Below are 22,576 nucleotides of genomic sequence, written 5' to 3'. Positions count from 1 at the left end.
CATTTAGACCGTTGGCAATGCGCCGCCGTCGACCGAATAATTTGCACCCGTAATATATTTCGCTTCCGGAGAGCCCAGGAAGGCTACAAGGCTGGCTATCTCTTCCGGTTCGCCCATCCTGCCGAGAGGAACACCTACTTTATCCATTACCGCTTTGAAGGCTTCATCTGATGTGATGTTTGAGGATTTTGCGATGTTGTCTATAAACTCCATCATTAGCGGGGTTTTTATCGCCCCTGGCGAAACGACGTTTACACGTATACCTTTTGCGCCAAGTTCGCTTGCCAGTGCTTTGCTGTAAACGTTTAGGGCTGCTTTTGCAGATGAATAGGACATGGTCATTTCCCAGATCGGTTGCTTTGCCGAACCAGTAGAAATGTTGATGATCACCCCGCTTTTTTGCTCGATCATGGTGGGCAGCAAAGCTTTATTCACGCGGACTACCGACATAAAATTGAGCTGCCAGTCGTTGTTCCAGTGTTCGTCTGACAGCACGCTAAAACCGCCTCCGGGACTTAAGTTCGCTCCTGCGTTATTTACAATAATATCTATCCTTCCGTATTTCTCTAAAATCTCTTTGGAAAGGGTGGCTGCACTTTCGGGTTGGGTCAGATCTGCGGATATAAAATGCTGTCCCTCGATGTTTTCTTCCGGTGCAGTTCGTGCTGTAATCACCACTTGAGCACCACGGTTACTTAATGTTTCGGCAATGGCCTTGCCAATACCTTTTGTTCCGCCTGTTACCAGCGCAACCTGTCCTTTTAATGAATTATTCATATCATTTATTTAATAATGTTTAGCAAAGCAACCTACAATACTTTACTTTTGCAAGTGGTTACACTATTGTATAGTAATAACACCAGGTAAAGAATTGAACATTATCAACTAGTTATGAGCAAAAGAAAATTGCAACAAACGGAATATAAATGCACGCTTCAGGAAATTTTAGGTGTGATCGGCGGAAAATGGTCGATGTCTATCATTTATGCTTTGTTTACTGGTACAAAGCGTTTTAGCGAACTGGAACGACTCATACCAAACATCAGTACCCGAATGCTGGTAAAGGAATTGAAGAATATGGAAGCAAACGGCATCGTGACCAGAAAGGTTTTTGCTACTGTGCCGCCTACTGTGGAATATACGTTGACGACAAAAGGGGAAAAGTTAGAGCCCATCATTAATGAGCTCTATAAATGGGGCGTGGAATATGTAGGTTAAGCATACGCACTTAAAAAAGGGTAGTCGATATAACCCTGATCGCCGCCGCCAAACATCGTTGCCCTGTCTGGTTCATTCAGTGCCGCGTTGGCAAGAAAGCGTTGCGGCAGATCGGGGTTGGCCAGAAACAAGGTCCCGAAAGACACGGCTGTTGCGATGCCTCGTTCAAGCTCTGCTTCTGCCGTGTCTCTGTCGTAGCCTGAGTTGGCAATCACTGCTTGTTTAATCATCTTCCCGAAAACTTCCATCTCATCTATTTCAGGATAATGTTCCGGTGCGGGGAAATACGGACTCCTCTTCATCAGTTCCACATAAGCGAAATCAAGTTTGTTCAATTCGTTTATGAGGTAGGTGTAGGTTTCAACCGGGTTATCCAGCACCATGTTACCGTAGGGATGCAATGGCGAGATTTTAATTCCGACCCGCTGACCCCCTACTGCAGCGATCAGCTCCTGCATCACCTCCAGCACAAAGCGTGCTTTATTGGCATTACTTCCGCCATATTTATCTGTCCGTTGGTTTGCGCTCTCGGCCAGAAACTGGTTGGGCAGATACCCATTTGCCGCGTGAAGCTCTACCCCATCAAATCCGGCTTCTATCGCTTTTTTAGCGGCCCGACCGTAGTCGGCTATGGTTTGTCCGATCTGCTCGTCCGTAATTTCCTGCGGAACCTCATAGTCCTTCAGTCCCTGCGAGGTAAAATGTTGCATGCCTGTTATAGGCAAAGCCGAGGGTGCAAGGGGCAATTTGCCATTTCGGTCTACGGAATGTCCTGCCCTGCCTGTGTGCCAAAGCTGAGCGATGATAAGGCCGCCTTTGTCATGTACGGCTTTGGTCACCTTTTTCCAGGCTTCGATTTGTTCCTCGGTGAAAATTCCCGGAGTAAAAGGGCTGCCGGTTGCGTCTTCACTGATCCGGATCGCTTCGGTGAATATCACGCCTGCACTTACCCGCTGCGTGTAGTATTTTACCGTAGAATCGCCTACCACACCGTTGATGTTGGCCCGACTTCTTGTCATGGCCGACATAGCCATTTTGTTTTTCAATTGCAGACTTCCTAAGCTTGCTTTCTCTAATAGTTTCATATTTTCTGATGTTAAATTGCTATAAGACGTATTTCTTTATCTTTCTTCTGGGAATTCAATAATCACCTTACCGACGAAGCCACCCGCCTCTGCGTATTGATATGCCTGACGGAACTCCGTAAAAGGAAATATCCGGTTGACCTCCACTTCGAAGCCGTTCCTTATGGCAGCCAATAAGGCATCGGCGTATTTTTTAGATGGGCTGGAAAGGACGACCTGGTGTTTCTTTCCGGTAAAGAGGTTGGATATTTTAGACAGGATGATCTCAATGGGTTTGGGCGTTGGGTTCAGGAAGAGCGACCGGGGATTCATGATTTGTTTAGCCTTCCGGTAGCCCATTTTTCCCGACAGATCAATCACTACATCGTAGGTGTGTTTTTGAGCAAGAATGTCTTCTTTGTTATAGTCGACCACCCGGGCTGCACCCCATTGTTTGGCATATCGCATCCCGCCTGCACTTGTAACCGCCGTTACATCAGCATCGGTTTGTGCCAGTAACTGCAGCAGAAACATACCATAACCACCGGTAGCACCGTTGACCAGGATTCTGGTTTGTGAATCGGTATGGCCCATTTTCTCGAAGGTGGTGACCGCAGCAGTGCCGACGACGGGGATAGATGCGGCCTGAGCGAAACTCAATTCTGAAGGCTTCCTCCATACCAGATTTGCGGGTACGGCGATATACTCGGCAGATGCGCCGTCTTTCATGATGTTCCCTACCACACCAAAAACTTCATCTCCTTTTTTAAGTTCTTTCACGGAAGTTCCGGTGGCGACAACTACCCCTGCAAAATCGGCGCCGGTATACTTCGGAAACTTTGACCCCGACATGAGTTTCATCTCTCCCTTCCGGATCTTCCAATCCATAGGGTTAATGGAAAATGTTTTGACTTTTACGAGCACCTGATCATCTTTGATCGAAGGGCTTTGCCTCTCTACAATTTGCAGAACCTCTGTGGTCCCGAACTTTTCGTATGCTATCGCTTTCATGATATTATGTTTAAATGATATCACAAAGTTGCGAAGCGGCCGACGCCTAAACTTGTATCAAAACACTGATGTTGTTTTAGTGTACCAGAATCAGATTGCTGTTCATCTTCAAAGCCTTGGGCGGCATACCGAACATTTCGTACATGTATTTATTGAGTTGAGGCAGGTCGTAAAAACCTGTCTCATAGGCAATCTCGGTGAGGCTCTTGTCTTTCTCCGTAAGCGCCAGATAGATGGCCTGCCGCAGGCGTGTCCACAACAGGTACTTAGAAAGGCTGCTGCCAGTCTGTTCTTTAAACAGTGCGGCTAAACGGGAGGGCGACAAAAATACCTTATCGGAAAAGGTCTGTGGCGTAATATCAGACTCGAAGTAATTGCTCCGGATATAATCGACGATGGTGGCAACCCGGTCGTCATATTGCAGCACCGGAATCTTCGAAATCAGCGTTTCGATAACATCTGGAACGCTCAGGCCATGTTCCTGAGTTCCGAAAAAAGTGATTATCTCTTGTGCTGAACGGAAAATGATAAAAGCCTCGTTTTCTTTAAACCTGGCGGAAAGCTCAAGCCCGAGATTGGAATAGGGTTCTATGTTTAACACACTTAGCGTACCCTTTTCTGCAACGCATAAATGCCTGACATGCGGTTTGATAAGAAAGCCATAAATACCCTCGTTTAACGTCCCATTAATGGTAGAGTTAAATGGGGTGTCGGTCGACAGCACGATCTGATAGGCCGCATGGTGATGGATTTCTACCGTAAGATTGCTTGCCTGAAGCGCTAATATAAAGGGGTTCATATGCAGATTTTAGACACAATGATTCTCGAATGCAAAATAGCTATTATAAACTGTGTAAGACATGCAAAAACCAATTTGCTATTTTTGACGCAAAAGTATTGCAGATGACCAATCCAGAGAGCGAGACCCAGGTTGATTACAAGATCAGGATAAACAAGGTATTCAGATACATTGACGAGCATTTGGACGCACAGGTTTCCCTAGCCGAGGTTGCGGAAATTGCCAGTTTCTCAGCATTTCACTTCCACCGCGTATTTAAGATGGTGACAGGCGAAGCGCTTGGCGCGTATATTACCCGTCGCAGAATAGAAAAAGCTGCGTCCGACCTACTCCATAAGGACGGTCCGCTCACGGAGATTCTTGTAAAATATGGTTTCAGCGACAATGCCTCGTTTACCAGAACCTTCAAAAAGTACTATGGGGTAAGTCCCACCGAATTCAGAAAACAAAACCCAAACAGATTTAGCAAGATAAGCCAAATGCTCAGCAAGATCGGTCAAGTTTACCCCGATGTTGAGAAATACCTTTGCGTTATTAATGATCTAAAAACATGGATAACAATGAACGCAAAAATTGAAATCAAAACGATTCAGGAAATACAGGTGGCCTGCATACCCTGCATTGGCCTTCAAAATGTGCAGACTGCCTACCAGAAGTTAATACGCTGGGCAACGCCGCTCGGATTGCTTTCAGTGCATACTAAAATGGCGACCCTTTATCACGACAGTTTTAAAATCACAGATCCGAACAAAGTTCGCATGGAGGCTTGTGTGTTGATAAGTGAGCCCGTAAAAGTCAGTGGCGAAGTAACTTTATCGACAATCCCCGGCGGGAAGTTCATAGTCGGCAGTTTCGAGATCGGGCTAGAGGAATTTGAGAAATCCTGGACCGGGCTCTTTATCTGGATGAATGAGAACGGCTATAAAAAGGCTAGTCAGAATCCCTTTGAAATCTATCACAATGATTTTAGTAAGCATCCTGAGCAGAAAGCCATCGTAGATTTTTATATTCCTATCGAATAAAAATTCTTCTTAAAACTTGCGTAGTTAAATAGCTACATATATATTTGTAGCCAAATAACTACATAATGAATTTAAGAAGAGACGTTTTTCAGGCTATTTCCGACCCGACCCGACGGGCCATCCTCTTGCTGGTTGCCTCTCAGTCGCTGTCGGCCGGTGCCATTGCGGCCAACTTTGATACTGCCAGACCTACCATTTCCAAGCACTTGCAAATTCTTACGGAGTGTGAACTCTTACGCCAGGAACAAACAGGCAGAGAGGTCCACTATCATATCAGTGCTCAGAAAATGAAACAGGTGGCCGACTTTTTAGAGCCTTTCCGCCAGATGTGGGACGAGCGATTTAACAAGCTGGAAGCCGTAATGAAACAATACAAAAGCAAGCAAGATGGAACAGAAAACTAAAATAAACGCCGAAGAAGGCAGTCAGGAGATCATCATTACCCGGGTGTTCGACCTGCCGGTCGAACTGCTTTTTAAAGCTTATGAAGAGGCTGAGCTATTTGAGCAATGGATGAGTACTAAGGTAACCAAGTTCGATATGCGCAAACATGGCTCCTACGCGTTTGAAACTTCGCATAACGGTCAGGTGGCTTTCCGGGCCAACGGAACGATCCATGAATTTGTTCCCAACCTGAAAATTACCCGCACATTTGAAATGGAAAATACACCATTTCCGGTGCAGCTCGAATATCTGGAGTTTGAAGCCCCCACTGCCCAAACCAGCAAGCTGACCATGCAAATTGTATTCAAATCGACCGCCCAACGCAACCAGCTGCTTCAAATGCCTTTCGCGCAGGGGCTCAACTGGGCACACAACAAACTGCAAGACACCCTAAACGCTTTAAAATAGAATATGAAAAAGACACACAAGATCATCTACTGGGTAGCCACACTATGGCTCGGGCTGGGCATGGCATCAACAGGCATTGTGCAACTTATCCAAATGGACGAGGAAGTACAGAAGATGAGTGCACTTGGCTACCCTGCTTATTTTTTAACCATTATAGGCATCTGGAAGATACTGGGCACCATAGCGGTTATTCTACCTAAAACACCTCTGCTCAAAGAATGGACCTATGCGGGATTCTTTTTTCTGATGACAGGCGCCATATTTAGTCACCTGGCACATGGCGACGGTGCCATAGAGTACTTCGGCCCTGCCTTGTTGCTGGTGCTGACCATAGTCTCCTGGTATTTCCGGCCGGCCGACCGAAAGGTCGGCACGCCACATCAGCTAACTGAGACTGCGTAATCATCCAGCAGCCTGATCACCTGCGTGGTAATATCGCTGATGGCCTCGACGGTTAGGAAGGCCTGATGTGGGGTGAGCAGCACTTTAGGATGTGCAATGAGCCGGGTGAGCAGCGCATCGCGCACGGTGTCAGACTCCCGGTCTTCAAAAAAGATACCTCGTTCAAACTCATATACATCAGTACCATAATAGCCCAGTCGGCCAGCATCAAGGGCCTGCAGCACATCAATCGTGTTCACTAGTCCCCCTCTCGAGGTGTTGATCAGCATAGCTCCTTTCTTCATCAGGCTCAGCGTTTCGGAGTTGATCATATGTTCGGTTTGGCGGTTTAGCGGCACATGCAGGGAGATGATATCACAACTTTGCAGCAGGTCGTTCAATGGAACCTGCGGAATACCGGGAGCGCTTACGTCCGGATTCACGTCATAACCAGAAACATTGCAGCCAAAGCCCTGAAAGATCCGGGCTGTAATAAGCCCGATATGTCCCATGCCCACAATACCTACCTGCTTTCCATTTAAGTTGAAGCCCGTAAGGTGATCCAGACTAAAATCGTATTGCATACAGTTGCGATTGGCCCTGATGAGGTGGCGGCTCAGCGCCAGCGTAAGCGCAATGGCATGTTCTGCTATGGCATTTGGTGAGTACGCAGGAATATTAGACACCCGGATGCCGTTTCTCGCTGCCGCCTCAAAGTCGATATGGTCGGTTCCGGCCGAGCGTGTAATCACATATTTTACGCCAAGTGTGGCCAACTGGTTCATGACCGAAGCGGATACGTCATCATTCGTGAAGACTACTACTGCATCCTGACCGGCAGCAAGCTGAACAGTGTCTTTGCTCAATGCGGCCGTTTGCCAGCTAAGTTCATGCTTACCATCATTGGCCTTCGAAAGGATCTCTCTTTCATTTTTCCGGCTGCTGTATACCAACGCTTTCATAATTGCTCCTTAGATTGTTGATCAAAGGTAGCGGTTGGTAAGCCGTAAGACCGTGACAGCCATCACTTAAAGCGATGACAATCGTCAGGCTCCAGGATTACTCTGTTCGTACGTTGGCCCGTACATACCCGGCACTTTGTTACCCGTAGCACGCAGGTAAACGATCATTTCACCCCGGTGGTGATAGATGTGATTGAAGAGAAATCCCCGGGCTACGATGCCTCTCGGCATTGGGCCGAGAAGTACTTTATCCCCCGCTTTCATCGTCCAGTTCACCGCCAGATCTTCTTCCTTTAGTGTCTGCAATGCTGCCCGGGCTTTCTCTACATTGCTTTCGAAAAGCACAAGCGTTGCCTGAATATCGTCTGTACTGCCACGCTCAAGGTGATCGGCCGTGATGTCGTACACATCTTGTGTAAACGTACCCACATACCAATAATAAATTGTAGCAATGTGCTGGGCAAGTTCGCCCATATTCCATGAGGTTTCAGAAGGCTTATAGCCAAGGTCCTTTTCCGGAACAGCCTGCAACAACTTTCGTGTACTGTTTACCTCATGTTCAAATTCCTGTGTCAGATATTGTAAAATCATATTCAAACGCTTTTCATAAAGATAGCAAATATTCGCGCCTTTCTTTATACCTTAATGCCCGATTAACGTATACACATGAAAAAAATCATCGCAATCTTACTTCTCGGTGTGCTCTTTGCCACACAATCTCATGCCCAGACCGTCAACACCGCCAAACTTGATAGTTTCTTTAACGCACTGGCTGCGAACGACAAAACGATGGGCAGTTTTGCTGTGGCTAAAGACGGCAAGGTGGTTTATCAAAGGTCTGTAGGTTACCAGTCGCTGGGTCCCGACAGTGTGCTGGCCAGTGCCAATACCCAATACCGGATCGGTTCTATTACTAAAGTTTTTACTGCGGTGATGATCTTCCAGCTTATCGATGAGGGCAAACTATCGCTCGACACCAAGTTGTCTAAGTTCTATCCAGCCCTGCCAAACAGTGATAAAATCACCATCGATCACCTCCTGTCGCACACCAGCGGGCTGATCGATTATGTCAGCGAGGTAAGCAACAGGGCCTGGATCACTCAAGCTCATCCTAAAAATGAACTTCTGGATACGATAGCGAAGCGTAAAGTGAATTTTGAGCCTGGCAGCAAGCAGCAATACTCCAATTCGGGATACCTGCTTTTGAGCTATATTCTTGAAGATATTACGGGAAAGTCATTTAACAAATTGTTGGAGACCCGCATCGTTAAAAAGCTGGGCCTTAAAAGCACTGTGGCGGGTGTTCCTAACAATAGCAAAAACGAGGCTATGCCGTATGCGAGGATCAGTTCATGGACGGATATTAAGGACATATACTTTCCCAATGTAATTGGCGTGGGCGACATACTATCGACCCCCTCCGATCTGCTTGTGTTTATGAATGCCCTGGCCAGCGGCAAACTTTTATCTGCGGAACGTTATGCTGATATGCGTACATTCACCGGCCAAAGTCGACTTGCCAGAGGGTTAATGAAAGTTCCTTTTTATGAATATTGGGGTTTGGGCCATGGAGGCGACACTTACGGCACGCACAGCATTCTATATCATTTCAAAGAGGGCGGCATCTCCATAGCTTTCTGCGTTAATGGACTCAATTACCCGATAAACGATATCAGCATTGCGCTGCTGAGTGCAGCCTATAACAAACCGCTTCAAATCCCCTCCTTCAAGTCGCTGGACCTGACTCCGGCTGAACTTGATCCACTTACCGGGACTTATGGTTCTGCCGGACTTCCCTTTACGATAACGGTGACCAGAAATGGCAATTCAATTATTGCACAGGCTTCCGGACAATCGGCATTGCCTATGGAAGCGGTTACCAAGAGCAGGTTTAAGTTTGATGGTGCAGGGATAGTTCTGGAGTTTGATACGCAAAAGAAAGAGATGTTGCTGAAGCAGCACGGGCATAGTTTCGTGTTCTCTAAACAGTAAGTCCTGCACCAGGTTTCGCTGCAGGAGTTCTTGGTGCTACCGCTTACCCAGGAGCAATCTGGCCTGTGTTCCCCACTGACCGATAAACAAATCTGCTATGCCGTCGCCGTTTACATCGCCGACGGCAATGCCCCAGCTCCGGCCTATGGTAGAACCTGGGATAACTTCGGCTGTGGCCAGGTTAAACTTGCCTTTTCCATCGTTTTGCAAGGCCTGGACCTGCATAGGCGCAAATGAGGGAATCCTAACGGCACTGAAGATGATATCGGGATGTCCGTCGCGGTTAAAGTCGACCACCGCGCCGGCATAAGTTGAGTATTCCTGTTTGGGCAAGCGCAACGCAGTCTCATCTTTAAACCGCCCCTTGCCGTCGTTTATAAGCAGGCGAGCGTTTGGATCTTTCTCATATTTACCGGCGTTGCTGGTCAGATTAGCAAATAGGATGTCGGGATGCTTGTCTCCATTCGCATCAAAAACGATCACTTCACGGGTATGAAGCGGAACCGGAAGATCTAATGCCCCCTCGCGTTCTGAAAAGTTGCCCTTTCCATTATTGAACATCAGGCGGTTAGGCGGAACCTCATTTCCAAATACGACATCAAGGGCGCCGTTGCCGTCCAGATCGGCCAGTTTAACCGATTGCGTCTGCGCCGGAAGTTCAGACAAAACGCCTCCGGCATGCACCTTAAAATATCCCGGACGCGCGGGATCATTTAACCATAAGAAGTTTTTAGCATCCGCACCTGTATTGCCCACCACAATATCAGGGAGGCCGTCGCCATTCACGTCGCCGATATCGAGACCGTTACCCTCACTGCGTGCCGGAAGCCGGTCGCTCACATCGGTAAAGGTCCCATCACTGTTGCCCAAATAGTATTCATGATTGTGATCATCCTCCGCTACAAAAATCCCGTCCAGGTGACCGTCGCCATTGAAATCGCCTAGCCTCACATGTTCTGTGTCGTGGTTCTTATCCGCAAACACCCCCTTCTTCCAGCTAAAAACACCCTTGCCGTCATTGATATACAGTCGGTTTGGCTGGCCCTCCAGTGCTAATACCGCATCAAGGTGACCGTCTGCGTTTACATCAGCAAGAACCACATCCAGGATATGTGCTTCCGGATCGGCTGGAAGGGCTGTTGCCGTAACATCCTTAAAATAACGCGTTTCGGTGGTTTGAGCGTTGGCCGACTGGTAAACCAAAGTACTCAGCAGACTAAATGCCGCATAATGTGTTAAAACTCTTGCCTTCATATGATCATCCAAAAAGTTCCTTGGCCTTTTTCACCGTCTTCTCCAAATCAATCCCTTGCCCTAATACACCCTTAAACAGATCGCCCTTGTCTTTTAGCCGGTCCACCGCGTTAAATATCGTAAAGTCCCGCATTTTAAGTCCCGGTTTTACTTCCTCCCATTCAAGCGGCATAGACACCGTAGCTCCGGGCTTCGGCCTTAAAGAGTAAGGGCCTGCAATGGTAGCCCCCGGCCGGTTTTGCAGGAAGTCCAGATACATCTTGCCTTTGCGGTTCGAAATCATCCGCTCCACACTGGTAAATTCCGGTATCCGTTTATGCACGAGGTTGACGAGTATGCGCGCAAACATCTGGCTTTGGTCGTACGAATATTTAGCGGCCAGCGGAATGTAAATATGTATGCCTGTGGAGCCGGAAGTCTTGCAATAGCTTCGCACCGCGAGCTGATCCAGAATGTCTTTTACCGCAAGCGCTGCTTCAATAACCTGCTCAAAAGTGTTCTGATCCGGATCGAGGTCAATCACACAGTAGTCCGGATTATCCGGATGCTGTATCCTTGAAAACCATGGGTTTACTTCGATGCAACCCAGCGAAGCCATCCAGAGCAACGTCGCTTCATCATATCCCACAAGATATTCCTTGTCCTCGCCATCGCTTGTGGTGTACGGAAAAGTCTTAGCCCATTCCGGCGCCTTATCCTTCACATCTTTCTGGTAAAAACTTTTGCCGTGTATGCCGCCAGGAAAGCGGTTAAGGGAAAGCGGCCTGTCCTTCAGATAAGGCAGGATAAAATCAGCCACCTGGTAGTAATAATTAAACAGATCGCGCTTCGTCACGCCGTCTTCCGGCCAGTACAGCTTGCTCAAATTGGTGAACTTCAAGTCGTGCCCGTTTACCTTCCGCACCTGCGATTGCTCCTTGGGATTGAGCAGCGTTTTGCGTTGTTTTGCTTTGGGCGGTTTGATCGCCTCTGCATGTTCGTCTAAGCTTTCCAGCGCATCTGCGGTACCCACCGGCACTTCCAGTCCCACGTCAGTCGCCTTCTTGTCGATCCGCATACCCTCAAAAGAAGGGTGACGGAATACTCCATCGCTGGTCACCTCCGTAAAAGCAACTTCGCATACTAGCTCTGGTTTAAGCCATGTGGCTTTTGCCTTCGGCGGATTAGGCCGAAACCTGGAAGGCTTATTGACATCAGGAATCTCATTGAATGGGCTCTTATCTGTGATCAATGGTTTAAAGCTGGCCATCATTTGCTTCTGCGTTTTATCGTTAAAGCCCGTTCCCACCTTTCCTGCATAGCGCAGAACACCATCCTCATACACCCCTAGGAGCAGCGAACTGAACAGCTTGGGCGTATCCTCGTTTTTCGTGTAACCAGCAATAACCACTTCCTGCCGCTTCTGCACTTTAATCTTGAGCCATTCCTTGGAGCGGTTGTTCACACTATACAGACTATCGGCCTTCTTGGCAATGATACCTTCAAGCCCCATACGCTGTGCGGCATTGAAAAACTCCGTTCCCTTGGCCTTAAACACCTTGCTCAAGCGAATGCTCTCGTCATCTTGCGGCAGTACCTCCGCCAGAATTGCCTGTCTTTCGCTCAGTGGTAAACCAGTCAGGTCTTTGCCCTCATACCAGATGAGGTCGAACACATAGTACACCAATTCACCATCGGCCTCGCTGCGCCAGTTCTGCAGGTTTCCGAAATTAGAGACCCCATTCTCGCCCAGCACCATAATCTCGCCGTCGACCACAATATCAAGCTTCCACTTGCCCATGAGGTCATATATCGGGTAAAATTTCTCGTTAAACTGCTTGTTGTTGCGAGACAGCAATTGCACATCGCCATTCTTCAGACTGAAACCCAGTGCTCGATAGCCATCCCATTTCACTTCGTACACCCAGTCGTCGCCATCAAAAGGCTTATCTACCAGCGTAGCCAGCATGGGCTTTATACCTATCGGGATCTTGGTCTTAGGAGCAGCTTTCAGAAGCTTTCTATAATCGGTCGCGCTCATGGTTTCAGCAGTTTAGAAGGATCAATATTATCGGCACATGGCCACCGGTGGTCTCGGCGAAGGTGCACTCTGTGATTTGGCGCCCTGGTTGCATTTGCCCAGCAGGGTCCAGATGAGCGCAAATATGATGATGGTAGATAGACAGCCTCCGCCCAGTTTCCTGGCGCCCCAGGCAGCAATAATACCTCTGAAAAAGTTGTTCATAGCTTGTGTTTTCTAGCTAAACAACCCTTTCAGGCATTAAGTTTTGTTTGCGCCTTGGTTTTGCAGTACGGCAAGAAGTTCGGTGAGCAAGCCCCGCTGCTTTTCGTTGATCTTTTCACAGGCCTCTGCATAGCCGAACCAAGCCACTTTGTCGACCTCCTCAAAGGCCTCCATCTTGCCCGACCTGGGTGGCCACTCCATCTCAAATGTATTGCAGCGCAGGTGATCCGGATCAAAATCGCCCTCCACTGCCCAGGCATGCACTTCCTTGCCGGCTTTCTGCACAATGGGCTGCAGGGCAATAAAGTCGCCCGCAGGCTTGTGCCCCGTCTCCTCCTCAAATTCTCTTACGGCTGCGTCGAACAGCCCCTCGCCTTCACTGGGTTCGCCCTTCGGGATGGTCCACACCCCAGCGTCCTTATTTCGAAAGAATGGCCCGCCCGGATGTGCAAGCAGAAATTGTGGTCCCGCACTACCTTTTCTGTACAGTAAAATTCCAGCACTTTTCAAACGATGTCCCAAGGCTACTGCAATTTAGATGTGCACTACTAAACCATCCGTGGCGCATTCTGGTTTTACATACTGCATGTTGGACAGCATTTCATGATCGAAGTGATTGAGAAGTAATCTTTTACAGGTCAGCTGACTAAGTCGGCTTTCAAGCTCAATATAGCTTAGGTGACCCTTTACCTGGGTTTGATAGAAGTTGCACTCGCAAATGAACAGATCTGCATCGGCGCTAAGCGGAATCAGTTCATCTGTCCAGGAGGTATCACCCGAAAAGCTCAGAATGCGGTTGCCCGTTCTGATGCGCAGCCCATGCGGCAGAGCTTCCTCACTATGTATCACCGGGAAAGCCACGATAGATAGGTTGGCCGCCAGCAGGGGTTTATGCTGCTCGTATTCAATAAAGTTGACCGTTATTTTTTCAATGGGCTTGCTGCCAGGATACAGCAGATCAGTCAGTGCGCTGATGCGCTCCCTGCCGCCGGGGGGTGTGATGATGTTGAGGGGGCGACTGCGCTTTGCGGTAGCCGCATCGAGGATAACGAAGGGTACACCACCATAATGATCGCCATGAAAATGAGTGATTACAATGGTATCAATCTCTTCGATGGCTATGCCTGCACGTTTCAGGGCGGGCAGACTGCTTGCGCCGCAGTCGACCAGAAATCTGGTATTGTGCGCGGCTACGAAAAAGCAGGTATTAAGCCTGCCTCCACTGCCAAAAGCGTCTCCGCAGCCAATAACCTGTATTTTTACACTTTCCATTTCAGTGATAACATTTTTAATCTCAGATCGTTTCGCAAATCATTAAACATATGCGCTCAGGGCGGTGTTATTTATGAAGCAAAATTAACAAAATTGATTTATCTCAAAGGGGGAAGTAATTGAACTGGCTCGACTTTATACTGATCATTATTCTGCTGCTGTCTATCCTTTCGGCCGTGCAGCGAGGCTTTATATTGTCGGCCGCCGAACTGGTGTGCTGGCTGGGTAGTCTGGCGCTTGCATTGTTTGGCTACGGACTGTTGCTTAACCTGCTCAATGCAGTTGTGCCCTCCCTCGGGGTATGGGCTGCCCCTGTGGCATTTCTCGTGACACTTATTGTAGCCCGCTTGTTGCTGGAGCGCGCGGTGGAATATGTACTTGCGGGCATCGACCGGCACTGGCATGGGCACTTGCTGAACAGGATTCTTGGCGTGGTTCCGGGCGTGATCAACGGCTTTTTGTGGATGCTTTTCTTGTCGGCTTTGTTTATGCTGATGCCGCTGACCAGCCGGCTGTCGGGCCAAAGCAACGAGAGCAAGTTAAACGATTGGGTGCTCGACCGCGCCAGTTGGGCTAAAGACAAACTGGCGCCTGTGTTCACCGATTTCTTTCAGAAGATCGTTCCGGCCAATAACGCCGCGGTGAATAAGGAGGAAAGTATTGACCTTCCGTTTAAAGTGAACAAGCCTTCTACCCGGCCGGATCTGGAGGCTGAAATGCTGGAGCTGGTCAACCAGGAACGTGCAAAAGAGGGCTTAAAGCCATTCAAGGCCGATACCGCCTTGCGCGTTGTAGCGCGTAAGCATTCTGCGGATATGTTTGCCCGCGGATACTTCTCGCATATCGCACCCGAGGGCACTACGCCTTTTCAGCGTATCGACCGTGAGGGGATTCTTTACCTCACCGCCGGTGAAAACCTGGCTTTAGCACCTACGCTGAAGATTGCCCATGAAGGCCTGATGAAATCGCCCGGTCATCGTGCTAATATTCTCAGGCCGGCATTCGGTCGGGTGGGCATTGGGGTGCTGCAGGGCGGGATATACGGTCTGATGATCACCCAAAACTTCAGAAACTAAACGTTATTTTTTGTTAAACCTCTTTTGTTTAAGGCTTTTTGATTTATCTTTAGGGGACCAATATAACCATCAGTATGTTTAAAACAACGCTCATCTACCCCCTGCTCGGTATGCTTGTCTTTGTATTGTTTTGCCATTCGGGCCATGCGCAGGAAAGCAAAATAGACAGCTCAGAAATGAAAACGCTACGTATTGATCCGCAAAGTGCCCGCGGAGCAGCCGTATCGCAAATATTCGACGAAGTAGAGTTTATACCGCTGGAGACAACTAAAGAGAGTCTTTTTGGATCAATCGCAGAATTTGATCTGACAGACAGTTGCTATGTGATCTTCGATTACGATACCAGAGGTGTCTTTATATTTAACAGAGACGGCAAGTTCCAGGGCAGGATTAACGCAAGCAGTTTGCCTAAAGAAGAAAATGAAAAGGAACCTCAGAACTTTTGGGGTTTCCAGCTTAGGAAAGAGGGCGACAGATCACTCATTCAGATTCAATCCAGAAAGTACGCTATCTTTTTTGATACTAAAGGAAAGCTTGTTAAAAAGGTACTCCACAAGGATAACAAATACCGGGGCGAATATACTTTCTCCAATGGAGATCAGGTTCAGCAGGGTTTTCGGGATAACAAGACCAAAGACAGCACCTACTATGAGCTGGCCGTACTCAGAGATACGGTCCCGGTAGCAACTTATCTCCCTTTCGACGTAAAACGCTATGAGAATGATCAGTTCTTTGGCCACGGTGGTGTTTATGACTATCGCGTTCAGGATGAGTTGTTTTTTCTGACGTATTATAAAACTAATATTTACAAGCTGACTCCTAAGAAACTTTCTCTTGCCTACCGCATTATTTTTCCGGCGGCAAACACGTTGCCGGCAGACTTCCTGTCGAACCCCGTGTACAAGGGGAAAAGACAGGAGTATTTCGATGCCAACCGTGATGCGATCTACGCTTTGAGCGGAACCTATAAATTTGGAAATAACCTTTATTTTAAGACACACAGCTGGGGAGGCTCGAGGGAAAAGAAATTTGCCTTTGTATATAACCTTGATAACGCTGACCTGATCTCTCTTGGCAATCTGGAACCGGATTCTCTGTCGCATTTCCTTCCCGTTAATGATGCAGGAAGCGGCTGGGATTTCTCTAACCGGGGATTTCATAAATACGACGGGACGTATTTGTATACCAGTTATTCCTCGCTCGCGATGTTTAGTTTCAAAGAGCAAAGTGCAGGCAAAAATGCCACCTATCCGCCTAAACTGGTTAGCTATTTTAAATCAGAAAACAAGAAAAGCAATCCGGTATTAATACGCCTGAAACCCAAGAAAAATTAACGCCTCATGATGACTACAAACCTCATTAAACTTGCAGCGGCGATGCTGTTGCTGGTACTGTCTGTACCGTTTCACAGTCAAGCACAGCAAACTACTTCTGGCCATAAAGGCATAGCGAAGGGTCTGGTGAAAGATACGACACAGAATTATGTACTCCGCTCCGCTACCGTATCGGTCTATAGGGCGGCTGATAGCTCTCTACTCAATTACCAGATCACCAACAATTATGGGGAGTTTGTGTTTAAGACCCTTCCGGTCGGCATCCAGCTTAGGTTAGATGTAAGTTACGTGGGGTATAATCCTTTTAGGAAGACGTTTGTGATTCCGGCCGACAAAGGGGAAATTGATCTGAAAACGCTTGTGGTACAGTCGCGGGACGTTATGCTTAAAGATATTGTCATTACCGTCCCTCCCATCAGTATGAATGGTGATACCCTGGAGTTTAACGCTGCAGCGTTTAAACTCGACAGTAATGCCGTGGTGGAAGACCTACTCAGAAAGATTCCGAATATTGTGCTTTGGGGCGACGGACAGGTTACCGTGAATGGTCGGGAAGTAAAGAATATTCTGGTAAACGGCAAGCCTTTCTTTGGCGGTAATACGAAGATCGCTACGCAAAATATTTCTAAGGACGCGCTGGAGAAGATACAGGTATACAGTACGCTTAAAGATGAAAAAAACCTGCTCGATTCGACGCTGGAAATGAACCTGAAACTTAAGAAAGGTAAAGAAATCGGCTATTTTGGTAAGCTTGGGGGCGGTTACGGCACAGACCGCAGGTTTGAAAGTGATGCAAGTTTTAACATATTTACGCCTAAAATGCAGCTGGCGATTATCGGTACAAGCAACAACATCAATAAGCAGGCGAACAGCATAAATACGCTTATGGAAAGCAGCACATTTAAGGGTACGGGCACCAATGTGGAATATCAGCCCGACTTCCGGGCAACAGGCATTAACCGCGGCAAATCCGGTGGGATGGCCTTTACCTATAATTTAATTGAAAAACCCACCTGGGAAAATAAGAAAACCCTGAAAGCGAATTATTTTCTTACCGACAATGAACGGGACAATAACTCAGACCAAGTCACCACGACAACGCTACCTAATGCCGACAGGATCAAGGAGGAAAGCATCGGCACGAATTTAGGCGATAATACGCGTCAGCGGTTCGATTCGGAATTCGAGTGGGTAAAAAAGTCGAAGAGCTTTAAAGTTTCCCAGAACCTGAACAGGAACCAGGGGGAGAATAACAATCAGACTTTTCGCACGGCGCTTAATGCCGACGATGTAATGACGAGTACCAACAACAGCAGCAACCTGAGTAATTTTAACAATATGGATTTTAACCTGACCGCAGATTTCCGGCTGGGGCAAAACTATAATAAATGGGACCAGCGGTTTAAAGGTTTTGATGTCAGATATAGCTTAAACGTGATCGACAATCAGGATGACAGGACGAATTTTACGGAGTTCCGGTCGATGACCGATCCGGCTGCCAACAGGAAGTTTAACCGCAGATATGACAGTAAATTCAACGAAACTACGCACAGGATGCAGCTTACGCTGAACAGTCTGCGGTCGCTTATCTTTGGAAAGGCGCAATTGGCAGGGATTGATTTTAACGCTTATAACAATATAGAGCTGAAGCATAACACAGACAACGACCGGGTTGACGACATGGACACGATCAGCAATGCATACCGGCAAAACGCTTATCTGAGTAATAACGTGCAAATGGATGTGTTCGACCAGGCGCCCGGAATCCGGATATCAAAGACGTTCTCAAAAAATCTCTCAAACAGATATTATGAAAACCTGACTTTATCTTTCTCACCTAAGCAGCGAATGATCAGTCAGCAGTTTAAATCGGTCCGCTCCTTCCAGAACATTAAACGCAACTATACCCAGTTCATGCCGGATGCTTCGGTGCAGTATAGTGATAATCAGTACGGAGAATATTACCGTAACTACAATCTGGATTTTAACACAGTGGTCCGCATGCCTTCTTTGGAACAACTGGCTCCGCTAACCGACAGTTCCAATGTGTATTATCTGCGCAGAGGTAATATAGCACTCAACCAGGCAGTGGAACGTGTATTGTCGTTTAATTTTAACCATTCCGATCAGACGACGAAAAATACGCTCAACTATGGACTGTATGCGCGGGCTGCATCTGTACGGGACAATATTGTGGACAGTGTTTTGATTGACAGCCTGAACAGGCGTACCGTGTATTCGGTAAATGCGCAGGGAAACAAATATGCGAACATAAATGGCAATATCAGAAAGGCCTTCAAATTCAAAAGCGCTGAACTTCAGTTGGGCACGAGTGGAGATATTTATGTGGGCCGGAATCCAGGCTTTACGAATAATGCTTTTGCGTATTCGAAGCAATTGAACAGCAATATCCGGGTAAATGGAACTCTTACCTATAAAAGCCTTTTTGCGCTTGAAGTAAGTGAATCCTTGTCGACCTACAGAACGGTTCAGGAAGCCTTTAATACCAGGTTTAGCGGTAAAAACTTGAGTACAGCAGTGAGCACGAGCTATAATGTCACCAAGAAGCTCACCTTAAATAGTAATATCTCTGTCAACACGAGTTCTTCCTCATCCGCTGAGAACGTGAACTTCACGATCTGGAATGCCAGTGCGATTTATCGCTTCCTGAAGGGCAATAATGGTGAGATTAAGTTTTCGGCATTAGACCTGCTTCACCAGAACAGCAGCGTGATTAATTATGGTAACGCAAGCAGTGTGACTGTAGGCCGGCAAAATGTATTACAGCAGTATTTTATGACTACCCTATCCTATTATCCACGGAAATTCGGAAAAAATCAGCCGAAGAAATAAGTTTTGTCGACACACGCTGGCATAAAACAACTCTGCCCTGATCGTTGTTCTGCATATAAAAGTTGGAACAGCTAAAAAATATAGCCATTGTTGGCGGTGGTCCGGGCGGGTTGTTTATGTTTAAAAGACTTATTGAGTCTGGCCGGCATGACATCAGCATCGATGTATTCGAGAGAAAAAACAAGCCTGGTGCCGGTATGCCATACAGTAGCGAGGGCGCTAATGATGAACATATCACCAACGTTTCGGGCAATGAGATACCGGAACTGGTGATTCCGATTGAGGATTGGATCCAGAAGGTTCATCCTGACACACTGAGCCGGTTTAACATTAATCTTGATACTTTCCACGAGTACAAGGTTCTGCCCAGATTATTGTTTGGCGACTATCTCTGCGAGCAATTCAATTTGCTCAGGAAACTGGCGAAAGAAAAAGGGATTCAGGCTTCGGTGTTTTTTAACGCGGAGGTAACGGATCTCTCGGACAATGCTGATGTGAAGAAAGTCAGGGTACATCTCTCTGATGGCACTGCTAAGGATTACGACCATATCATCGTGTGTACAGGCCATTTGTGGCCGAAGGACTGTGAAGAAACCGAAAAAGGATGTTATGATTCGCCCTACCCTCCTGCAAAACTTTCCCTTAAAGTAGATTTTCCAATAGCACTAAAAGGCGCTTCGCTTACTGCCATTGATGCCATAAAGACGCTTAGTCAACATAACGGAAGGTTTTCAAGAAATAAAGCTGGCCAGTTGGTATACACGCCTGATGAAGACAGTAAGAACTTTAAGATCGTGATGCACTCCCGAAGCGGGCTTCTCCCTGCGGTGCGCTTTCATTCGGACGACCTGCTTTCTTCGCAATACACCCGGCTTAGCTGGGAAGACATTCAGCGGAACAGGGAGCAAAACGATGGGTTTTTGTCGCTCGACTACGTATTTGAAAAGAGATTTAAAGATCTGATGTGTGAAAAACATCGGGAATTTTATGATCAGATCCGTGACATGCAAATGGAAGATTTTGTCTCGGAAATGATGGCACGTCGTCTGGACATAGACCCGGTACAGCTTTTTAAGGCGGAATATGCAGAGGCGGAGAAATCGATCAGAAGGAAGCAGTCGGTATACTGGAAGGAATCGCTTGCCGTACTAAGTTACGCCATGAATTATCCGGCAAAGTATTTTTCGGCAGAGGATATGCAGCGGTTGCAAAAGGTCCTCATGCCCTTAATTTCCATTGTTATTGCCTGTGTGCCGCAGCGTTCTGCCGAAGAAATGATTGCTTTATTTCAGGCAGGGGTGCTGGAAATTATAGCGGTGGGCGACGATAGCCGGGTGGAAGTGAAACCTGAGGGCGGCGTGATTTATCATCGTATCGATGAATCGGGCCAACACCTGGCGCAAGGGTACGACTTGTTTGTGGACTGTACGGGCCAGCCACATCTTGCATTTAAGGATTTCCCGTTTCAGGCTTTGAAAGAACAACGTGCGGTAAGTCCGGCCCGCGTGCAGTTCAGAAACCCGGAAAATGGCCTAAAGGCTCTGGAAGAAGACAGCGGGCTGGTGGAAAAAGATACAGAGGGCAGATATTTTTTACGCGTGCCGGGTATCGCGATTAACGACAGCTTTCAGGTGGTGGACGCTTACAACGCTTACAATGAACGCATTTACGTAATGGCTGTTCCTTTTATTGGAGGCTATAATCCTGATTACTCAGGGCTGGATTTCTGTGCCACGGCCTCCGAAGTTATTATGAAAAGTTTAAATTCACTGAGATGCTGATGGCTATTGACTGGAACGCCTTCCTGATAGGCGAAGAAAACTGGGAATTTCTTGTTGAGATCGCGCTAAGAACGATCATCATGTATTTCATCATACTGCTCGGATTGCGCCTGCTTGGTAAACGCGGCGTGAAGCAGCTCTCGGTGTTCGAGCTCGTGGTGATCATTAGTTTGGGTTCCGCAGCCGGCGACCCGATGTTTTATAAGGAAGTTGGTCTGGCAATACCTGTGGTGATCTTTTCTGTGGTCGTGGCGGCTTACCGGCTTACCACCTATATGATGGCTAAGAGCCAGCACTTTGAAGATCTGGTGGAGGGCAAACCTGTGTATCTGGTAAGGGACGGTGAATTTTCTATCGATAATTTCGGAAAGGAAGCGCTGGCATATGACGAGTTCTTTGCCGAACTGAGACAGCAGAGTGTTGCACATCTGGGACAGGTAGACACGGCTATTCTGGAAACTTCGGGCAACCTGAGTGTGTATTTCTTTCCTGATGATAAAGTGCAATACGGCCTACCAATACTTCCGGAAGAGTTTGAGAAATGGTTCATTAAAATTGAAAAAGGCGGTGTATATGCATGCCAGTATTGTGGCAGAGCGGTAGAACTAAAACCCGCCAGCGAGCATAAATGTAAGAAATGCAAACGGAAGCGATGGGTGAAGGCATTGAACGTCCAGAGAATCCGGTAGAAACAAAGCCTGCTTAACGGTTGTTATAACACATATTTCAAATCATATGACTCCACCGATATACTGGATTTTTATCCTGGCAATACCTGTAGCTTGTATAGCCTGGACGGTAACAAAAGAAGAGGTGTTCAGAGAACCTCGGGAATTCTGTGTTGAGCGATCTAAAAGCTGCAAAAGCCTGTTTCAGCGCAAGCTATTTTATATGTTTACCTGTGAATACTGCTTTAGCCACTACGTGACCATTCTGCTTCTTATTGTCACTAAATACACCCTGCTGTACCCGGACTGGCGCGGGTATATCCTTGCCGGCTTTTCCATTGTATGGATTGCCAACGTTTATATGAGCTTATATAACCTGGTGCGTATTGACCTGAAGAAGATCAAGCTGACCGCCCAGAAGGAAGAAGAGAAATTAAAAAACGGCGATCTCTCGCCGTAATTCATTATTGTTTTTAAGTGCTTCAGGTCCTGATGATCTTCTCATCCTCCGACTCGTCGTCCGACCTGTCGTTTCCAAGATCAGTTTCAGGGAGGTCCGTATCGTGTGAACCGTCGGTATCGATATTCCGCTGCTCATCGTTCATGTTCTCTACCTGCGGCAATCCGCTGCCCTCCCGCTTCTCGGTTGCACTGTTGAATTTGGGCATGGCAAGGTTTTCCGGATGTTCCAAATCATAGTGTTCCGAATCCGGTTGCGGCGTCTTGTTCTTGTCTGAATCGGCTGCTTTATTTGTTTCCATATGCTTACATTAAAAGGTGTAAACATAAAACATAGCCTGAGGGCAAAAGTTT

The 22,576-nt window shown here is 47.4% G+C and carries 24 protein-coding genes; 12 read left to right on the top strand and 12 right to left on the bottom strand.

Going from position 1 to position 22,576, the window contains the following annotated elements; genetic code table 11:
• Window positions 1-3: 3 nt before the first annotated feature.
• Entirely contained in the window at window positions 4-777 is a 774-nt protein-coding gene (locus QEP07_RS01445) for an SDR family oxidoreductase (protein WP_285008188.1), read from the bottom strand.
• A gap of 114 nt (window positions 778-891) precedes the next feature.
• On the opposite strand from QEP07_RS01445, the gene QEP07_RS01440 reads away from it, so the two are divergent.
• On the top strand, window positions 892-1,218 hold the full coding sequence (locus QEP07_RS01440) for a winged helix-turn-helix transcriptional regulator (protein WP_256006301.1): 327 nt from the start codon (window positions 892-894) through the stop codon (window positions 1,216-1,218).
• On the opposite strand, the gene QEP07_RS01435 is transcribed toward QEP07_RS01440, so the two are convergent.
• From QEP07_RS01435 to QEP07_RS01425, 3 genes are all read right to left on the bottom strand, one after another.
• Window positions 1,215-2,303, bottom strand: a complete 1,089-nt coding sequence (locus QEP07_RS01435; protein ID WP_285008187.1) for an alkene reductase — start codon at window positions 2,301-2,303, stop codon at window positions 1,215-1,217. The two genes, QEP07_RS01440 and QEP07_RS01435, sit on opposite strands and share 4 nt — an antisense overlap.
• Before the next feature lie 36 nt (window positions 2,304-2,339).
• Window positions 2,340-3,293, bottom strand: coding sequence for an NAD(P)-dependent alcohol dehydrogenase (locus QEP07_RS01430; protein ID WP_285008186.1), 954 nt, complete (start codon window positions 3,291-3,293; stop codon window positions 2,340-2,342).
• Window positions 3,294-3,369: 76 nt separating this feature from the next.
• On the bottom strand, window positions 3,370-4,092 hold the full coding sequence (locus QEP07_RS01425) for a helix-turn-helix domain-containing protein (RefSeq protein WP_285008185.1): 723 nt from the start codon (window positions 4,090-4,092) through the stop codon (window positions 3,370-3,372).
• 104 nt (window positions 4,093-4,196) lie between these two features.
• Between QEP07_RS01425 and QEP07_RS01420 the strand changes: the two genes are divergently transcribed.
• From QEP07_RS01420 to QEP07_RS01405, 4 genes are all read left to right on the top strand, one after another.
• Entirely contained in the window at window positions 4,197-5,114 is a 918-nt protein-coding gene (locus QEP07_RS01420) for an AraC family transcriptional regulator (protein WP_285008184.1), read from the top strand.
• Between the two features lie 65 nt (window positions 5,115-5,179).
• Window positions 5,180-5,518, top strand: coding sequence for an ArsR/SmtB family transcription factor (locus QEP07_RS01415; RefSeq protein WP_285008183.1), 339 nt, complete (start codon window positions 5,180-5,182; stop codon window positions 5,516-5,518).
• Complete coding sequence (locus QEP07_RS01410) at window positions 5,502-5,966, top strand: SRPBCC family protein (RefSeq protein ID WP_285008182.1); 465 nt, start codon at window positions 5,502-5,504, stop codon at window positions 5,964-5,966. The genes QEP07_RS01415 and QEP07_RS01410 overlap by 17 nt, the downstream gene beginning before the upstream one ends.
• 3 nt (window positions 5,967-5,969) lie before the next feature.
• The gene (locus QEP07_RS01405) at window positions 5,970-6,368 is read left to right on the top strand and encodes a DoxX family protein (RefSeq protein ID WP_285008181.1); all 399 of its coding nucleotides are present in this window, start codon (window positions 5,970-5,972) and stop codon (window positions 6,366-6,368) included.
• Here the strand turns inward: QEP07_RS01405 and QEP07_RS01400 are convergent.
• The gene (locus QEP07_RS01400) at window positions 6,347-7,309 is read right to left on the bottom strand and encodes a 2-hydroxyacid dehydrogenase (protein ID WP_285008180.1); all 963 of its coding nucleotides are present in this window, start codon (window positions 7,307-7,309) and stop codon (window positions 6,347-6,349) included. The genes QEP07_RS01405 and QEP07_RS01400 overlap by 22 nt on opposite strands.
• 84 nt (window positions 7,310-7,393) lie before the next feature.
• On the bottom strand, window positions 7,394-7,900 hold the full coding sequence (locus tag QEP07_RS01395) for a DinB family protein (RefSeq protein WP_285008179.1): 507 nt from the start codon (window positions 7,898-7,900) through the stop codon (window positions 7,394-7,396).
• 75 nt (window positions 7,901-7,975) lie between these two features.
• On the opposite strand from QEP07_RS01395, the gene QEP07_RS01390 reads away from it, so the two are divergent.
• Complete coding sequence (locus QEP07_RS01390) at window positions 7,976-9,301, top strand: serine hydrolase domain-containing protein (RefSeq protein ID WP_285008178.1); 1,326 nt, start codon at window positions 7,976-7,978, stop codon at window positions 9,299-9,301.
• 36 nt (window positions 9,302-9,337) lie between these two features.
• On the opposite strand, the gene QEP07_RS01385 is transcribed toward QEP07_RS01390, so the two are convergent.
• From QEP07_RS01385 to QEP07_RS01365, 5 genes are read right to left on the bottom strand one after another with little or no spacing between them, the layout of a single operon-like run.
• On the bottom strand, window positions 9,338-10,555 hold the full coding sequence (locus QEP07_RS01385; RefSeq protein ID WP_285008177.1) for an FG-GAP repeat domain-containing protein: 1,218 nt from the start codon (window positions 10,553-10,555) through the stop codon (window positions 9,338-9,340).
• Window positions 10,556-10,559: 4 nt separating this feature from the next.
• The gene (ligD, locus tag QEP07_RS01380; RefSeq protein ID WP_285008176.1) at window positions 10,560-12,575 is read right to left on the bottom strand and encodes a DNA ligase D; all 2,016 of its coding nucleotides are present in this window, start codon (window positions 12,573-12,575) and stop codon (window positions 10,560-10,562) included.
• 27 nt (window positions 12,576-12,602) lie between these two features.
• Entirely contained in the window at window positions 12,603-12,779 is a 177-nt protein-coding gene (locus tag QEP07_RS01375; RefSeq protein WP_285008175.1) for a hypothetical protein, read from the bottom strand.
• Between the two features lie 36 nt (window positions 12,780-12,815).
• The gene (locus QEP07_RS01370) at window positions 12,816-13,289 is read right to left on the bottom strand and encodes an NUDIX hydrolase (protein ID WP_285008174.1); all 474 of its coding nucleotides are present in this window, start codon (window positions 13,287-13,289) and stop codon (window positions 12,816-12,818) included.
• Window positions 13,290-13,313: 24 nt separating this feature from the next.
• On the bottom strand, window positions 13,314-14,051 hold the full coding sequence (locus QEP07_RS01365; RefSeq protein WP_285008173.1) for an MBL fold metallo-hydrolase: 738 nt from the start codon (window positions 14,049-14,051) through the stop codon (window positions 13,314-13,316).
• Window positions 14,052-14,170: 119 nt separating this feature from the next.
• On the opposite strand from QEP07_RS01365, the gene QEP07_RS01360 reads away from it, so the two are divergent.
• From QEP07_RS01360 to QEP07_RS01335, 6 genes are all read left to right on the top strand, one after another.
• On the top strand, window positions 14,171-15,127 hold the full coding sequence (locus QEP07_RS01360; RefSeq protein WP_285008172.1) for a CvpA family protein: 957 nt from the start codon (window positions 14,171-14,173) through the stop codon (window positions 15,125-15,127).
• A gap of 74 nt (window positions 15,128-15,201) precedes the next feature.
• On the top strand, window positions 15,202-16,461 hold the full coding sequence (locus QEP07_RS01355; RefSeq protein ID WP_285008171.1) for a DUF4934 domain-containing protein: 1,260 nt from the start codon (window positions 15,202-15,204) through the stop codon (window positions 16,459-16,461).
• Between the two features lie 6 nt (window positions 16,462-16,467).
• The gene (locus QEP07_RS01350) at window positions 16,468-19,314 is read left to right on the top strand and encodes a peptidase associated domain and porin domain-containing protein (protein WP_285008170.1); all 2,847 of its coding nucleotides are present in this window, start codon (window positions 16,468-16,470) and stop codon (window positions 19,312-19,314) included.
• Window positions 19,315-19,376: 62 nt separating this feature from the next.
• Complete coding sequence (locus QEP07_RS01345; RefSeq protein WP_285008169.1) at window positions 19,377-21,095, top strand: FAD/NAD(P)-binding protein; 1,719 nt, start codon at window positions 19,377-19,379, stop codon at window positions 21,093-21,095.
• Window positions 21,089-21,784: a DUF421 domain-containing protein gene (locus tag QEP07_RS01340; RefSeq protein ID WP_285008168.1), complete on the top strand. Its 696-nt coding sequence runs from the start codon at window positions 21,089-21,091 to the stop codon at window positions 21,782-21,784. Before QEP07_RS01345 ends, QEP07_RS01340 begins: the two co-directional genes overlap by 7 nt.
• A gap of 46 nt (window positions 21,785-21,830) precedes the next feature.
• Window positions 21,831-22,223, top strand: a complete 393-nt coding sequence (locus QEP07_RS01335) for a hypothetical protein (RefSeq protein WP_285008167.1) — start codon at window positions 21,831-21,833, stop codon at window positions 22,221-22,223.
• A gap of 22 nt (window positions 22,224-22,245) precedes the next feature.
• On the opposite strand, the gene QEP07_RS01330 is transcribed toward QEP07_RS01335, so the two are convergent.
• Window positions 22,246-22,524: a hypothetical protein gene (locus QEP07_RS01330; RefSeq protein ID WP_256006360.1), complete on the bottom strand. Its 279-nt coding sequence runs from the start codon at window positions 22,522-22,524 to the stop codon at window positions 22,246-22,248.
• Window positions 22,525-22,576 lie beyond the last annotated feature (52 nt).

This window comes from Pedobacter faecalis, from assembly GCF_030182585.1.
GTDB classification, from domain to species: Bacteria; Bacteroidota; Bacteroidia; order Sphingobacteriales; family Sphingobacteriaceae; genus Pedobacter; species Pedobacter faecalis.
This window is presented reverse-complemented; position numbering and strand designations above follow the sequence as displayed.

Coding starts and splice junctions, on each gene's coding strand:
- QEP07_RS01445 (WP_285008188.1), bottom strand. CDS start 777: ATGAATAATTCATTAAAAGGACAGGTTGCGCTGGTAACAGGCGGAACA.
- QEP07_RS01440 (WP_256006301.1), top strand. CDS start 892: ATGAGCAAAAGAAAATTGCAACAAACGGAATATAAATGCACGCTTCAG.
- QEP07_RS01435 (WP_285008187.1), bottom strand. CDS start 2,303: ATGAAACTATTAGAGAAAGCAAGCTTAGGAAGTCTGCAATTGAAAAAC.
- QEP07_RS01430 (WP_285008186.1), bottom strand. CDS start 3,293: ATGAAAGCGATAGCATACGAAAAGTTCGGGACCACAGAGGTTCTGCAA.
- QEP07_RS01425 (WP_285008185.1), bottom strand. CDS start 4,092: ATGAACCCCTTTATATTAGCGCTTCAGGCAAGCAATCTTACGGTAGAA.
- QEP07_RS01420 (WP_285008184.1), top strand. CDS start 4,197: ATGACCAATCCAGAGAGCGAGACCCAGGTTGATTACAAGATCAGGATA.
- QEP07_RS01415 (WP_285008183.1), top strand. CDS start 5,180: ATGAATTTAAGAAGAGACGTTTTTCAGGCTATTTCCGACCCGACCCGA.
- QEP07_RS01410 (WP_285008182.1), top strand. CDS start 5,502: ATGGAACAGAAAACTAAAATAAACGCCGAAGAAGGCAGTCAGGAGATC.
- QEP07_RS01405 (WP_285008181.1), top strand. CDS start 5,970: ATGAAAAAGACACACAAGATCATCTACTGGGTAGCCACACTATGGCTC.
- QEP07_RS01400 (WP_285008180.1), bottom strand. CDS start 7,309: ATGAAAGCGTTGGTATACAGCAGCCGGAAAAATGAAAGAGAGATCCTT.
- QEP07_RS01395 (WP_285008179.1), bottom strand. CDS start 7,900: ATGATTTTACAATATCTGACACAGGAATTTGAACATGAGGTAAACAGT.
- QEP07_RS01390 (WP_285008178.1), top strand. CDS start 7,976: ATGAAAAAAATCATCGCAATCTTACTTCTCGGTGTGCTCTTTGCCACA.
- QEP07_RS01385 (WP_285008177.1), bottom strand. CDS start 10,555: ATGAAGGCAAGAGTTTTAACACATTATGCGGCATTTAGTCTGCTGAGT.
- ligD (WP_285008176.1), bottom strand. CDS start 12,575: ATGAGCGCGACCGATTATAGAAAGCTTCTGAAAGCTGCTCCTAAGACC.
- QEP07_RS01375 (WP_285008175.1), bottom strand. CDS start 12,779: ATGAACAACTTTTTCAGAGGTATTATTGCTGCCTGGGGCGCCAGGAAA.
- QEP07_RS01365 (WP_285008173.1), bottom strand. CDS start 14,051: ATGGAAAGTGTAAAAATACAGGTTATTGGCTGCGGAGACGCTTTTGGC.
- QEP07_RS01355 (WP_285008171.1), top strand. CDS start 15,202: ATGTTTAAAACAACGCTCATCTACCCCCTGCTCGGTATGCTTGTCTTT.
- QEP07_RS01350 (WP_285008170.1), top strand. CDS start 16,468: ATGATGACTACAAACCTCATTAAACTTGCAGCGGCGATGCTGTTGCTG.
- QEP07_RS01340 (WP_285008168.1), top strand. CDS start 21,089: ATGCTGATGGCTATTGACTGGAACGCCTTCCTGATAGGCGAAGAAAAC.
- QEP07_RS01335 (WP_285008167.1), top strand. CDS start 21,831: ATGACTCCACCGATATACTGGATTTTTATCCTGGCAATACCTGTAGCT.
- QEP07_RS01330 (WP_256006360.1), bottom strand. CDS start 22,524: ATGGAAACAAATAAAGCAGCCGATTCAGACAAGAACAAGACGCCGCAA.